Here is a 14,494-nt window from a genome sequence, read left to right on the forward strand (position 1 = left end):
CTTTGGTGTCGGTGAACCTATGATGGTGCCGTTACTGGCGCCCCCCCTGCGATCGAGCGTCGATACGGCCGGTGACCGCTTTCGCCAGAACCGCGCCGACGTGCTCGAGCAGATCGAGGTCATCGACCGGCTGCTCGCTGAGGCCGAGGCGGGAGGAGGGCCGGCGTCGGTCGCCCGCATGCGTTCCCGGGGGAAGATGCCGATCCGTGAGCGGATCGCCAACGTGCTTGATCCCGACTCACCGTTCCTCGAGATCAGCCCGCTGGCCGGGTACGGGTCGAGTTATACGATCGGCGGGGGGATGGTCGTCGGCATAGGCCTCATAGCCGGGACCGAATGCGTGATCATGGGCAACGATCCGTCCGTCCTCGGTGGCGCGCTCACGCCCTATGCGGCGAAGAAGTGGTCACGGGCCATCGAGATCGCCCGCGACAACCGCATGCCCTATGTCAGTTTCGTCGAGTCTGCGGGTGCCGACCTGCGCATGGAGGGAGCGGGCAACGAGGGTCCCACGACGCAGACGACCCACTTCGCCGAGAGCGGGCGGCCGTTCTACGAGATGATCGAGCTGTCGCGGATGGGCATTCCCTCCATCTGTGTGGTGTTCGGCTCTTCGACAGCAGGCGGGGCCTACCAACCCGGCCTCTCGGACTACGTGATAGTCGTCAAGGGCCAGTCGAAGGTCTTCCTGGCCGGGCCACCACTGGTCAAGATGGCGACGGGTGAGGAGTCCGACGACGAGACCCTGGGCGGCGCGGCGCTCCACGCGGAGGTGTCCGGGCTCGGCGACTACTTCGCGGACGACGAGATGGACGCGTTGCGGATGTGCCGAGAGGTCGTCTCCCACCTGAACAGGCAGAAGCCCGGACCACCCCCGGCGTCGGTCGTCGAGAGCCCGGCGTACGATCCCGAGGAGCTGCTCGGCCTGGTCAGCCGTGACCTACGCCAGCCGGTCGATGTCCGCGACGTCCTCGCCCGGATCGTCGACGGGTCGCGCTTCGAGGAGTTCAAGGCACGCTGGGGGCCGACGATGGTCTGTGGTTGGGCATCGATCCACGGGTACCCAGTGGGGATCCTCGGCAACAACGGGGTCATCTACCCCGACGCGTCGCAGAAGGCCGCCCACTTCATCCAACTGTGCAACCAGATCGACGTCCCGTTGTTGTTCCTCCAGAACATCACCGGGTTCATGGTGGGCAAGGACTTCGAGGCGGACGGGATCGTCAAGAAGGGCTCCCAGATGATCAACGCGGTCACCAACTCGACGGTTCCCCACCTCACGGTGATCATCGGATCCAGCTACGGTGCAGGCACCTACGGGATGTCGGGACGGGCGTTCGGCAACCGGTTCACCTTCATCTGGCCCACGGCCAAGATCGCAGTGATGGGGCCCAAGCAGATCGCGGGCGTGATGTCGATCGTCCGCCGCGGCCAGGCAGCCCGAAAGGGCATCGAGTTCGACGAGGATGAGGACGCTGCGATCGTGGCGATGGTCGAGGAGGCCCAAGAGAAGGGCTCGCTGGCGCTGGCCGCCACCGGCGCCATCAGCGATGACGGGATCATCGACCCTCGCGACACCCGGACCGTCCTTGGCCTCTGCCTTTCCGTGGTGCGCAACCGCCCCATAGAGGGCACAGAGAGCTACGGAGTCTTCCGGCTGTGAGCATCCCCATCACCTCCGTGCTCGTCGCCAACCGCGGCGAGATAGCCCGGCGGGTCTTCCGGACCGCCCGCGACATGGGCATGCGGTGCATCGCCGTCTTCGTCGACGCCGATGCCCGAGCCCCCTTTGTCGCCGAGGCCGACGCAGCGATCCGCCTGCCAAAGGGTGGCTACCTCGACGGCGACGCCGTCATCGCCGCGGCGCTCTCGAGCGGAGCCGACGGCATCCATCCCGGCTACGGCTTCCTGTCCGAGAACGCCGGGTTCGCCCGCAAGGTGATCGCCTCCGGCATCGCCTGGGTGGGGCCGAGCCCCGCGGTCATCGAGTCGATGGGCGACAAGCTCGCTGCCAAGCGGATAGCGATCGAAGCCGGTGTGCCCACCCTACCCTCGTCGGACGATCCGAGCCGTGCCGAGGGCGTCGGCTTCCCGCTGCTGGTCAAGGCGGCGGCCGGCGGGGGTGGCAAAGGGATGCGCGTGGTGGGATCACCCGCCGAGCTCGTCGGCGCAGTAGCTGCTTCACAGCGGGAGGCGAGAGGCGCGTTCGGCGACGACCGCGTCTTCCTCGAGCGCTACATCCGCCGTTCCCGCCACATCGAGATCCAGATCCTGGGCGACGAGCACGGCGGTCTCGTGCACCTCGGCGAACGCGAGTGCTCGATCCAGCGGCGCCACCAGAAGATCATCGAGGAGAGCCCGTCTACGGCCGTGGACGGGGCGCTCCGGGAGAAGATGGGGGCGGCTGCGCTCAGCCTCGCATCCCGGCTCGGGTACCAGTCAGCGGGCACAGTGGAGTTCCTTCTTGACGACGCGACCGGCGAGTTCTACTTCCTGGAGGTCAACACCCGCCTGCAGGTGGAGCACCCGGTCACCGAGGAGGTCACCGGCATCGACCTCGTGCGCGAGCAGCTGCGGGTCGCCGCGGGGGAGCCCCTCGGTTACGAGCAGGGCTCGATCGCCTTCACCGGGCACGCCATCGAGGCCCGGCTCTACGCAGAGGACCCATCGGCCGGGTTCCTGCCGGCCGCCGGGACGCTGTCGGCGTACGTCGAGCCGCACAGGCCTGCCGTGCGCTGGGACAGCGGGGTGCAAGCCGGGTCGGTGGTCGGGGTCGATTTCGACCCCATGCTGGCCAAGGTCATCGCCCATGCCCCGACCAGGGGGGAGGCCGCCGGGAGGCTTGGGCTGGCCTTGGAGCGGTTGCACCTGGGCGGGGTGGTGACCAACCGGGCCTTCCTGGCGGCGACGCTGCGACACCCCGACTTCCTCGCCGGCGCCACGACCACCGACTTCATCGAGCGCACGGCGTTGGAACGGGCGTCGCGAGTGGACGCGCCGGAGGTGGAGCGCGCCGCTGCGGCAGCAGCACTGTGGATCCAGGGCCGGAATCGCCGGGACGACGACGTGTGGGCCGGTCTGCCGTCGGGCTGGCGAAACGGACCGATGCCGCCGCAGTCGGTGGCGTTCATGCACGGCACCGACGAGGTCGTCGTGGATTACCACGCCAGCCGTGACGGGACCGTCGTGCTCGACGCCCGCGACGGCCACGAAGCCCGCTACGCCCGGATCCATGAGTGGAGGCCCGATGGCATCGACATCGAGATCGACGGCCACCGGACCGATACCCGGGTCACCGACAGCGGCGAGCGGATCCATGTGCAGGCACCCCGAGGGACGCTCACCTTCGAGGTGAAGGCACGGTTCGTGCCGCCTGGCGGGGGCGAGGCGACCGGCGGCCTGTCGGCCCCGATGCCCGGAGCGGTGCTCGAGGTCCGTTGCGAGGTGGGGGACACCGTCGCTGCCCGCCAGGTGCTGGTCGTGCTCGAGGCGATGAAGATGGAGCACCATGTGGTCGCCCCCTTCGCCGGGATCGTCACCGAGGTACGAGTCGCCGTCGGCGACCAGGTCGACAATGGCGCGGTGCTGCTCGTCATCGAGCGGCCAGACGAAGGAGGTGGCAAGTGACCGCTCCGATCCGCATCGCCAACTGCTCCGGGTTCTACGGGGACCGCCTGGCGGCCGCCCGCGAGATGGTGGAGGGCGGACCGATCGACGTGCTCACCGGCGACTGGCTGGCGGAGCTGACGATGCTGATCCTCCAGCGAACCCGTGCCAAGCGGCCAGGCGGCGGGTACGCCCGGAGCTTCGTCTCCCAGATGGAGCAGGTCATGGGCACGTGCCTCGACCGCGGCATCAAGGTGGTCTCCAACGCCGGTGGCCTCGACCCGGACCGGTGCGCCGAGGCGGTCGCCGAGGTTGGCGAGAAGCTTGGCTTGTCCCCGACGATCGCATACGTGAACGGCGACGATCTCCTCGGCCGCCTGGACGACCTGGTGGCGGCGGAGTGCGGCCTGGTCCACTTCGACACCGGGGAGCCCATCGGTGACAAGTCCCGGTTCGTCACCGCCAACGCGTACCTCGGTTGCTGGGGGATCGTCGAGGCACTGGATCGGGGCGCCGACATAGTGGTCACCGGTCGCACGACCGACGCCGCAGTCGTCTGTGGGCCAGCGGCGTGGCACCACGGCTGGGTCCGTGACGACTGGGACGCGCTCGCCGGCGCCGTCGTCGCCGGGCACATCATCGAGTGTGGGACCCAGGCGACGGGCGGCAACTACTCGTTCTTCACCGAGGTCCGAGGCCTCACCCACACCGGCTTCCCGTGGGCAGAGGTCGCGGCTGATGGCTCGGCGGTCATCGGCAAGCACGACGGGACCGGCGGCGAGGTGTCGGTCGGTACCGTCACCTCCCAGCTCCTCTACGAGATCGCTTCCCCGGCCTACCTCGGCCCCGACGTGACAGCCCGCTTCGACACGATCGAGATCGAGCAGGTGGGCCCGGACCGCGTCCTGGTCAGCGGCACGAAGGGAGAGCCACCCCCGCCGACGCTAAAGGTGGCCATGAACGAGCTGGGCGGGTTTCGCAACGAGGTCGGCATTGGCCTCGTCGGGCTCGACATCGAAGCCAAGGCCGAACTGGTCGAGGCGGCCTTCTGGGAGGCGCTGCCCTACGCCCGTGAGGACTACGCCAGCGTCACCACGCGCCTCGTCCGGACCGACAAGCCTGATCCGGTGACCAACGAGGAAGCCACGGCCAGCCTTCGCATCTCGCTCAAGGACGGCGACGAGCGCAAGGTCGGCCGGGTGGTGTTCAATGCGACCGTCGAGCTCGGCCTCTCCACCATCCCGGGCTTCACCGGTATCGGGGGAGGCGGGCAGCAGGCCCAGCCCTACGGCGTGTACCGCCCGGCGCTCGTCCCCGCCGGTCTCGTCCCACAGCACGTTGCGGTCCTGGGGGGCGCCGAGGTGGTGGTCGACTCGGTCGCTCCGGCGTCCAACCGTCCCGGGAGAATCCAACCCCGTCCCGGACCGAATGCCGCGGCGCCCGGCGGCCCGACGCGACGGATGCCGATCGGGACCCTCGTCGGCGCCCGATCGGGTGACAAGGGCGGCGACGCGAACCTAGGCGTGTTCGCCCGTACCGACGAGGTCTGGGCCTGGCTGGACGAGTACCTCACCGTCGACGAGCTGCGTCGGCTGCTCCCCGAGACCTCGCAGTACGTGATCGAGCGTTACCGGCTCCCGTCGCTGCGGTCAGTGAACTTCGTCGTCCGGGGACTCCTCGAAGAGGGGGTGGCGGCGGCCACCCGCCGCGACCCCCAGGCCAAGAGCCTCGGCGAGTGGCTGCGGGCCAGGTGCGTCGACATCCCCGAATCCCTCCTGCAAGGAGCTTGATGATGGACTTCGACCTGCCGTCCGACGACGATCCCCGGCGGCTCGCCATCCGCCGTTGGCTCGCCGACCACCCCGACGCGACGATGGGCGAGATCGCGGAGGCCGGTTACGTCGTGCCGCACTGGCCGCGACCCTGGGGCATCGAAGCCGACCCGATGCACCAGCTGATCATCGACCAGGAGCTCGAGCGGGCATCCATCCACCGTCCGGTCGGCATCGGCATCGGCTGGGCCGCTCCGACGATCCTCCTAGCCGGGACCGAGGCGCAGAAGAAGGAGTACCTGCCCCGGATACTCTCCGGTGAGGACCAATGGTGCCAGCTCTTCAGCGAGCCCGACGCCGGATCCGACCTGGCCTCGGTGCGGACCAGGGCCGTGCGTGACGGTGACACCTACGTCGTCAACGGATCGAAGATCTGGACCAGCGGCGGCCACCGCAGCCGCTTCGGCATCCTCGTCGCGCGGACAGATCCCGATGCACCCAAGCACCGCGGCCTCAGCTACTTCATCTGCCCGATGGACCTCCCCGGGATGCACCTCGACCCGATCATCGACATGACCACCGCCCATTCGTTCAACCAGGTCTTCTTCGATGACGTGAGGCTGCCGGCCAGCCTGCTGGTGGGCGCCGAGAACGATGGTTGGCGACTGACCAAGGCGACCCTTTCCAACGAGCGGGTGATGCTGTCGTCCGGCGGGTCGTTGTGGGGTGCCGGACCTTCGGCGGCGGATCTGATCAGCATCGTGAAGGGCAACGGCGGTGAGGCCGATCCGGTGCTCCGCCAGCGCCTGGCCCGGCTGCACTGTGAGTCCGAAGTGCTCAGGCTCAACCGGCTGCGGACCCTCTCCGCCCGATTGAAGGGTCGCACGCCAGGCCCGGAGGCCTCGATCCAGAAGGTGATGTCCGACCAGCACGGCCAGAAGGTGATGGAGCTGGCCCAGGACCTCGTCGGCGCGTCGGGGATGCTGGAGGGCTCGGGTCCGCGGGGTGTGGTGCCCGAGGGCGCCCGCACCGGGGCCACCGAGATCAAGCTGCGAGGCGATCCCTTCCCCGGCGTCGACCCGATCTGGTACTACGGCTTCCTCTTCTCCCCTGCGCTCACGATCGGTGGCGGGACATTTGCGATCCAGCGCAACATCATCGGCGAGCTGGTGCTGGGACTGCCCCGCGAGCCGAAGGTGGACCGATGACCGACCTCTCCACGATCGCCGCGGACCTGACCGCGGAGCAGGACTCTCTCGACCGGGTCGTCGCCGATCTCCCCGAGCAGGAATGGCGGCGAGCGACCGCCAGCCCGGGTTGGACCGTCGCAGACCAGATCGGCCACCTGACCTACTTCGATGGGACCGCGGTGCTGGCCATCGAGGATCCCGACGGCTTCGCGTCGAGCATCGAGCAGCTGATGGCCGCCGGCGACGGGGTCGATGACATGACCTTGTCGCGTGACCTTCCACCGGCGGAGCTGCTGGCGAAGTGGCGGGGCAACCGGGCACGGTTGGCCTCGGCAGCCGCCACCCTCCAAGAGGGTCAGCGGGTTCCGTGGTACGGGCCGTCGATGGGTGCCAAGTCGTTCCTCACCGCCCGCCTCATGGAGTGCTGGGCCCACGGCACCGACATCGTCGACGCCGTCGCCGGCGACCGGCCGCCCACAGACCGCCTCCGTCACGTCGCGCAGATCGGGTTCATCACCCGCGGGTGGACCTACGCCAACCGGGGTGAGGACGTCCCGGAGGGTGACGTTCGGGTCGTCCTGACCGCGCCCTCGGGCGAGACGTGGACGTTCGGTCCCGATACGGCCTCGGCATCTGTCACGGGGACGGCAGAGCAGTTCTGCCAGGTCGTGACCCAGCGGCGCAACCTCCTGGACACCGACCTGGTCATCGTCGGGGACATCGCATCAGACTGGTTGGCCAAGGCACAGGCCTATGCGGGCCCTCCCACGGACGGGCCGCCGCCGGGAGGGAGGGGTTGATGCCGGTGGTGCGCAGTGAGAGCAGGGGGGGTGTCTGCACGATCACCCTGTGCGACCAGGAGCATCGCAACGCCCTCTCCCGGCAGCTGACCGCCGAGATGTCAGCAGCCTTCGACGCCGCCGAGGCCGACGATGACGTGAGAGTCGTGGTGCTGACCAACGAGGGCAGCACGTTCTGTGCCGGTGCGAACCTGTCCGAGCGGGCTTCGTCGGGCGGTGGCGAGCCGGCGGGCGGTGCTACCAGCCCGGCGCAGATCTTCAGCCGGTTTGCCAGATCACCCAAGCCGTACGTAGGGCGCATCGCCGGACATTGCGTGGCCGGCGGGATGGGACTGGCTGCGGCGATGGACCTGTCCGTGGCGGCGGATGACGTCAAGTTCGGCTTCACCGAGGTCCGCATAGGCGTTGCGCCGGCCATGATCTCAGTGGTGTGCCTGCCGAAGATGCGCGACGCCGACGCCAGGTCGGCGTTCCTGCGCGGCAACCGCTTCACTGGAGCGGAGGCGGCCCGCCTCGGTCTCGTCAACCTGGCTGTGGCGCGGGAGCGTCTGGACGAGGAGGTCGATGCGATCATCGAGGACCTCCTCGCCGCCAGCCCCGCCGCCCTCGCGGCGAGCAAGCGGCTGCTCCTCCAAGTCCCCAAGATGTCCACCGACGACGCCTTCGAGTGGACCGCGAGCCTTTCGGCCCAGCTCTTCACCACCGCCGAGGCCAGGGAGGGCATGACCGCCTTCCTCGAGAAGCGGCCGGCGTCGTGGGTGGCTCCGGCTCCTGCCAGGCCCTGAAGCCGGCCGCTCCCGGCCCCCCCGTGGGCCGTCGCCCTAAGCTCCCGGGCTCATCGACCGCCGGCGTCAGCCGGGCTACACCACGGTCGGTTCGACGACGCTCTCGAACAGGAAGCCGATCAGCTCGGGATCGTTGAGGATGCTCCAATCGGGTGCCATGAGCTTGGCGTAGCGCTCGAAATAGAGGAGCTGCTTGGCGACGAGGACCAGCTCGCGTGGAAGCCGTACGCCGTAGCCGGTGCCGACCTTCACAATGTCGACGAGCACCTGCCCGTAGGAGATCTCCGACAGAGGCTTCTCCAGGATCGGCTCGACCAGCGCCGCGATGTCCTTGGACGCCTGGTCCAGGTCCAGGGGGCTCAGCACCGCACCGAGCTCGTAGATCGATGTGGCCACGGTGCGGAAGTCCCGGCTCACCAGCAGGGCGGGCAGACCGGTGCGGATGACATCACGTGTCTTGTCATCGAGATGCCCGGTGATGCCGAAGTCGAGGAACACCACCCTGCCCTCGGTGTCGATCATCAGATTGCCGGCGTGGGCGTCGCCGTGGAAGAAACCGTGCTGCAGCGCCCCTTCGAGCCATGCCCGGACCGCACGCTTCAAGGCGCCCGCCAGGTCCCATCCCTTGGCCCCGAGCTGAGCGAGGTCGTCGATCTTGTAGCCGTGGATCCGCTCCATGGTGAGGACACGCGGCGTGGTGTACCGCCAGTGCACAGCGGGCACCCTGACGGTGTCGTTGTCGCCGTAGGCGCGGAGGTTGTGCTCGAACAACTCCATGCCCCTGGCCTCGTGGACGAAGTTGAGCTCCTCGCCGAGAGTGACCTCGAAGTCCTCGACGATGCCGATCGGGTTGGCCATGCGACCGCTCGCGGACGTGCGCTCGAGCAGCCGCGCCACCAGCATCAGGATGCGGAGATCCTGCTGCACCCCGGCGCGGATGCCCGGCCTTTGGATCTTGACCACGACGTCCTCGCCGCCGGGGAGCGTGGCTGCGTGGACCTGGGCGATCGACGCCGACGCGAGGGGTTGCAGGTCGAACGACTCGAACAGGTTCTCCGGCTGATCGCCAAGCTCGCGTAGGACGACGCGACGGAGGTCCTCCTCGCCGACGGGGGGCACTTCGTCGAGCAGGCTGCGGAACTCGTTGGCGAGGACCTCGGGGAACAGGCCCGGGCTGGAGGCGATCATCTGTGCCAGCTTCACGTAGGTCGGACCCAGCTCGGCAAAGGCGGTCTTCGCCTCGGCGGCCGCTAGCGGGGTGGCACCCTGGCCTCTGAGGGCACCGATCGCAACCCGCCCGCCGTGGCGACCCAGCACTGCGGCGGTCACTGCAGCTCGACCGAGCTCCGCCATCCCGACCGCAGCCGAGGGCTCGTCGCTCGTGCCCCCGAGGCTCGACGTGGTCTTTGTCATCTCAAGAATCCCCTGTTCTGGCCCCGCACCGGTCTCGTTGCGAAGCTGCTGGCGTGGCCCTGTCCGCTTCCACGGACAGGGTGTTGCCCAGCCCATGGCGTTCGCGAAACGTTGCGGGCCAACAACACGACGCGCTGCGCGCAATAGCCACATACGGACCGATGTCCGTGGTTTCTCAGTATGCCAGGCTCCTTGCCGGGTGCCATTGCACGCGCCGACGCCGTCAGGCCGCCCTCAGCCGGCCCGTCGTGCGTCGAGGTGGTCCACGAGGGCGCCCTCCTCTCCGAAGAGCTCGCTGCGCCAGTGCGCCAGCAGCTCGGCGATGTCCCGCTCGTCGGGATGGAAGCCCAAGCGGTTGTATCTGAGCAGGTTGAGGGCGATGCGCTTGCGAGCGAACGGGGATCGGCGCAGGTTGAGCAGGCTCCGTCCGAGGCGCAACGGGTTGTAGGCACGCCGATCGGTCGCCAGGGAGGTGATGAGGAGAGGCAGGACCAAGGTCACGAGCAGGGTAGTCGCCAGCTGCATCGTGAGGATCCGGGTGCGCTCGCTCCCGTAGCAGTCCTGGAAGACGTCGAAGGCGACGGCCCGGTGCTCGCACTCCTCGAGCGCGTGCCAGACGAACAGGTTGCGGATCTCGTCGGGGACCTCCAACCGGTCGAACGTCTCGTCCGATAGCAGCTGCTCGGCCAGCACCGCGGTGTAGTGCTCGAGAGCTGCGGTGGTAGCCAGCTGCACCGGCTTGGGCAGCCTGCTGGCTACGGACCCGAGCAGGACCTCGACGGTGCGATCGATCAACTTTGCCGGATACCCGGCCTGCGCTAGGACCTCGTTGAGCCGGTCGTGCTCCCGCCCGTGCATCGACTCTTGGCCTATGAACCCGGCCACCTGAGGCCGCAGGCGATCGTCGGTCACCTCGGCGCGCACGTTGCGGACCGATTCGACGAAGAACTGCTCGCCTTTGGGAAAGGTCGCCGAGAGCAGGGCGAGTATGTGGCTCATCAGCAGGTCTCCACCGAAGAAGTACCTGCCCTGCATCCCCGAGTGCTCGAACGTGATGCGTCGCGCCGCGACGGTCCTGCCCCCGGCGGGTTGCTCTTCGCCTGACTTGTCCGATGCCACTGACTTGCTCCTCTCACACCGGCGTGAACCTGGTGCAGACGTCCTCGCCCGCATCATCCGCAGGCGAGGTGCCAGCCTCAGCGCCTCTAGGTTTGAGACATGCTACAGGTAGACATTTGCGTTGTATTTGTGTCACTGTATCCGCTATGGCACAGACGGTCAAGGTCGGACCGGGGGAGCGCCTGCAGACCACCGACACCCCCTCTGTCGACCACGAGGCCCTGATCATCGGGGCCGGTTTCGGTGGCATCGGTGCGGCCATCGAGCTGCAGCGAATCGGGGTCGAGGACTTCCTGATCGTGGAGAAGGCGTCGACCGCCGGCGGCACGTGGCAGGCCAACACCTATCCTGGGGCGGCAGTCGACATCCCATCGGTCCTCTACAGCTTCAGCTACGAGCAACGAGCGGATTGGTCCTCTCTCTTCGCGCCGGCTGCCGAGCTCCGGGCGTACGCCGAGGACGTGGTGGACAAGCACCGGTTGCGATCGAAGATCCGCTTCGGGCTCACCGTGCACGAGCTGCGCTTCGACGAGGAGACCGATGCCTGGCAGGTCACCGTGGAGCAGGCGGGGGAGGTGAGCGAGCTCACGGCTCGCTTCGTCATCAGTGGGATCGGCGCCTTGGAGCGTCCCCAGCTCCCCGACATCGAGGGGATCGACAGCTTTGCCGGCAAGGTGATCCACACCTCGAGGTGGGACCACGATGCGGATCTGACCGGGAAGCGGGTGGCCTGCATAGGGACCGGCGCGAGCGCGCTGCAACTGATCCCCGAGATCGCTCCCTCGGTCGGGCACCTCGACGTCTACCAGCGCACGCCCATCTGGGTCGCCCCCAAGGTCAATCCCACGATCGGACCCGTGGCCAAGCTGGTCCTTTCGGTCCCTCCCGTGCGAGACGCGCTCCGGGCCGCCGGGACGGTGACCCTCGACGTCTTCGGCAACGCCGTGTTCCAGCACACGCTCCGCCCGCTCCAGTCGGCCCTCGAGACCGGCCTGCGTGCGTGGATGCGGCGGCAGGTCACCGACAGGGATGTCCGCGAGGCGCTGCTACCGGGTTATGCGTTCGGCTGCAAGCGCCCGTCGATGTCGAACACCTACCTGAAGGCGTTCAACCGCCCACACGTCGACCTCGTCACGTCACCGATCCGACGGATCACCCACAGTGCCATAGAGACCGAAGATGGCATCAGGCATCCAGCCGACATCCTGATAGCCGCGACCGGCTTCAAGATCATGGACCCGCACGAGCCGGTGCCATTCCCGATCTACGGTCGCGATGGCGTGGAGCTCGGCAAGTGGTGGTTGGAAAACCGGTTCCAGTCCTACCAGGGCGTCAGCGTCGTGGGCTTCCCCAACCTCTTCTCGATCGCCGGTCCCTACGGGTTCGTCGTCGGGTCGTACTTCTGGATGATCGAAGCCACCACTCGCCACGCGGCCCGTGTCATCGCCGAGACCCGCCGACGGGGTGCGACGCGTGCTGAGATCCGCAAGGAGCCGCACGACGAGTTCGTCGAGCGGATGCGGAGGCGACAGGCGGGAAGCCCATTGTTCGGGCCGCTCTGCGCCGGGTCGAACACCTACTATGTCAACTTCCAGGGCGACAGCCCGCTGAGGCCGTCGCTGTACGGCGAGATGTGGTGGGAGAACCGGTTCTTCCCAATTCATGACTACCGCTATCGGCGGCCCTCGTAGGGCCCGCGGGCCGGCCCTGCGACCCGTGTGGCGGCAGCTGCCCTCGTCGGTCTGGTCGAGCGCGCCCACGAGACGTGAGAGCTTGTTTGTATCGTCCGGTACCGTTATGATGCGGACGATGGTCTGTAACGCCCTAACGGGTTGTAGAGGACGCAACGGCCGCTTGGACTCGCAGGATGTTCATTGTGAAGGCTCTGCGTCCGGCAACCGGGCCCCGACCCACGTCTTGGGCGTGTTCCTCGGAGTTCGACCGGTCCACCACCCTTGGAGCGCTCCAGGGTTTACGACATTGAGAGAGGTTTTGAGATGACGACGTTCTCCATGACCATTGATGGTGCCCCTGTGGCCGCCGAGAAGACCTTCGGCGTGGTCAACCCGGCCACGGGCAAGGTCCATGCCGAGGCCCCGGACTGCACGCCCCAGCAGCTCGACGCGGCCATGCAGTCCGCCTCGAAGGCTTACCGGGACTGGAAGTCGGACGAGGCAGCGAGGCGGCAGGCGCTCAGCGCGGCCGGCGATGCTCTCTTCGCGGCGGCCAGCGAGATCGGTCCGGTGCTGACCGGGGAGCAGGGCAAGCCGCTCGGCGAGGCGGAGCTCGAGGTCTTCGGTGCCGGAGTGTGGTTCAAGTATTACGCCGACCTGGAGATCCCAGCCGAGGTCATCCAGGACGACGACCAGGCCCTGATAGAGGTCCTGCGGCGCCCGCTGGGCGTGGTAGCGGCCATCACCCCATGGAACTTTCCGCTGGTCCTGGCCTCGTGGAAGATCGCCCCTGCACTACTGGCCGGCAACACCGTGGTGCTGAAGCCGTCGCCCTACACACCGCTCGCCACTCTCAAAATGGGCGAGCTGCTGGCCGGTGTCCTTCCTCCTGGTGTCTTCAACGTGGTGTCGGGCGGCGATCAACTGGGCGGAGCCATGACGGCCCATCCGGTGCCGCGCAAGATCAGCTTCACCGGCTCCGTGTCGACCGGCAAGCGGGTAGCCGCGGCCGCCGCCCCCGATCTCAAGCGCGTCACCCTGGAGTTGGGTGGCAACGACCCGGCCATCGTCCTAGACGACGCGGATCCTGCGGCGATCGCGGAGAAGCTGTTCTGGGGCGCTTTCCAAAATAACGGCCAGGTCTGCTCGGCTATCAAGCGGGTCTATGTGCCCGAGGCTCTCCACGACGGCCTGGTGGAGGCACTCGTCGCCCAGGCCAACTCGGTGAAGGTCGGTGATGGCGTTGCCGAGGGCACGCAGCTCGGGCCGATCAACAACCGTCCTCAGTTCGAGCGGGTCAGCGAGCTGGTGGCCGACGCCCTCTCCTCGGGGGCCCAGGCGGCCGCCGGCGGCCACCCGATGAAGGGCGACGGCTTCTTCTTCGAGCCGACGATCCTGACCGATGTCAGCGACGGCACGCGCATCGTCGACGAGGAGCAGTTCGGGCCTGCGTTGCCGATCGTCACCTATCGTCACCTCGACGAAGCGATCGAGCGGGCCAACGGCACCCACTTCGGGCTGTCCGGATCGGTGTGGAGCTCCGATCCTGAGCGGGCGTCGACGGTCGGCATGCAGCTGGAAGCGGGCACGGTGTGGGTCAACAACCACCTGCAACTCGCTCCCAACCAGCCCTTCGGCGGCGCCAAGTGGAGCGGGATCGGCGTGGAGAACGGCCCTTGGGGCTACTACGGGTTCACCGAGATCCAGGTCCTCCATCGGTCGAAGGGTTGATCTTGAACCTTCGGGACCAAGCAGGGGAGGACGCCGGGGCCGACCTCGGCGTCCTCCCAACCGTCGAAGGAGTGAGGATCTCGACGCGCGCTGGCCTGACCCTGGTCGCAGACCGGCACCCGTCCGCGGGTGAGAGTCCTCCCGTCGTGCTCCTCCACGGCGGTGGGCAGACCCGTCACAGCTGGGGCCGGGTGGCCAGGTTGCTGGCCCGAAGTGGGTACGAGTCGTGGACGGTGGACCTCCGGGGGCACGGCGACTCCGACTGGTCATCGGACGGGGACTACTCGATGGAGGCGATGGCCGACGACTTGGCAGACATCTGTGAGCAGGTCGGCGAGGCCCCAGTGGTGGTAGGGGCGTCCATGGGTGGGCTCGTCGCCCTGTCCTGCGAGGGCCTCCATTACC

At 68.0% G+C, this 14,494-nt stretch carries 11 protein-coding genes; 9 read left to right on the top strand and 2 right to left on the bottom strand.

Translation table 11 applies throughout. The annotated features are described in order from the left end of the window. Positions 1–19: 19 nt before the first annotated feature. From K6U06_RS23780 to K6U06_RS23805, 6 genes are read left to right on the top strand one after another with little or no spacing between them, the layout of a single operon-like run. Entirely contained in the window at positions 20–1,663 is a 1,644-nt protein-coding gene (locus K6U06_RS23780) for an acyl-CoA carboxylase subunit beta (protein WP_262324478.1), read from the top strand. Then, positions 1,660–3,627, top strand: coding sequence for an acetyl/propionyl/methylcrotonyl-CoA carboxylase subunit alpha (locus tag K6U06_RS23785; RefSeq protein ID WP_262324479.1), 1,968 nt, complete (start codon positions 1,660–1,662; stop codon positions 3,625–3,627). The genes K6U06_RS23780 and K6U06_RS23785 overlap by 4 nt, the downstream gene beginning before the upstream one ends. Next, positions 3,624–5,396 carry an acyclic terpene utilization AtuA family protein gene (locus tag K6U06_RS23790; RefSeq protein ID WP_262324480.1) on the top strand — a complete coding sequence of 591 codons (1,773 nt, stop codon included), beginning with the start codon at positions 3,624–3,626 and terminating at the stop codon, positions 5,394–5,396. The genes K6U06_RS23785 and K6U06_RS23790 overlap by 4 nt, the downstream gene beginning before the upstream one ends. Further along, positions 5,396–6,586 (top strand): acyl-CoA dehydrogenase family protein, encoded by a 1,191-nt coding sequence (locus K6U06_RS23795; RefSeq protein ID WP_262324481.1) that lies wholly within the window; start codon positions 5,396–5,398, stop codon positions 6,584–6,586. The genes K6U06_RS23790 and K6U06_RS23795 overlap by 1 nt, the downstream gene beginning before the upstream one ends. Further along, positions 6,583–7,368 carry a TIGR03084 family metal-binding protein gene (locus K6U06_RS23800; RefSeq protein ID WP_262324482.1) on the top strand — a complete coding sequence of 262 codons (786 nt, stop codon included), beginning with the start codon at positions 6,583–6,585 and terminating at the stop codon, positions 7,366–7,368. The genes K6U06_RS23795 and K6U06_RS23800 overlap by 4 nt, the downstream gene beginning before the upstream one ends. After that, positions 7,368–8,153 (top strand): enoyl-CoA hydratase-related protein, encoded by a 786-nt coding sequence (locus K6U06_RS23805; protein ID WP_262324483.1) that lies wholly within the window; start codon positions 7,368–7,370, stop codon positions 8,151–8,153. Before K6U06_RS23800 ends, K6U06_RS23805 begins: the two co-directional genes overlap by 1 nt. A 75-nt stretch (positions 8,154–8,228) precedes the next feature. Here the strand turns inward: K6U06_RS23805 and K6U06_RS23810 are convergent, their stop codons facing one another. Continuing rightward, positions 8,229–9,566: an ABC1 kinase family protein gene (locus K6U06_RS23810; protein ID WP_262324484.1), complete on the bottom strand. Its 1,338-nt coding sequence runs from the start codon at positions 9,564–9,566 to the stop codon at positions 8,229–8,231. A gap of 234 nt (positions 9,567–9,800) precedes the next feature. Next, the gene (locus K6U06_RS23815) at positions 9,801–10,685 is read right to left on the bottom strand and encodes a metal-dependent hydrolase (RefSeq protein WP_262324485.1); all 885 of its coding nucleotides are present in this window, start codon (positions 10,683–10,685) and stop codon (positions 9,801–9,803) included. Between the two features lie 146 nt (positions 10,686–10,831). On the opposite strand from K6U06_RS23815, the gene K6U06_RS23820 reads away from it, so the two are divergent. From K6U06_RS23820 to K6U06_RS23830, 3 genes are all read left to right on the top strand, one after another. Beyond that, positions 10,832–12,376 (top strand): flavin-containing monooxygenase, encoded by a 1,545-nt coding sequence (locus K6U06_RS23820; protein ID WP_262324486.1) that lies wholly within the window; start codon positions 10,832–10,834, stop codon positions 12,374–12,376. 306 nt (positions 12,377–12,682) lie between these two features. Further along, the gene (locus K6U06_RS23825) at positions 12,683–14,089 is read left to right on the top strand and encodes an aldehyde dehydrogenase family protein (protein ID WP_262324487.1); all 1,407 of its coding nucleotides are present in this window, start codon (positions 12,683–12,685) and stop codon (positions 14,087–14,089) included. Positions 14,090–14,091: 2 nt separating this feature from the next. Next, positions 14,092–14,494: alpha/beta fold hydrolase (locus K6U06_RS23830; RefSeq protein ID WP_262324488.1), on the top strand; the 403-nt coding region annotated here is incomplete at its 3' end.

Source organism: Acidiferrimicrobium sp. IK, assembly GCF_025499425.1.
Lineage (GTDB): Bacteria > Actinomycetota > Acidimicrobiia > Acidimicrobiales > Palsa-688 > Acidiferrimicrobium.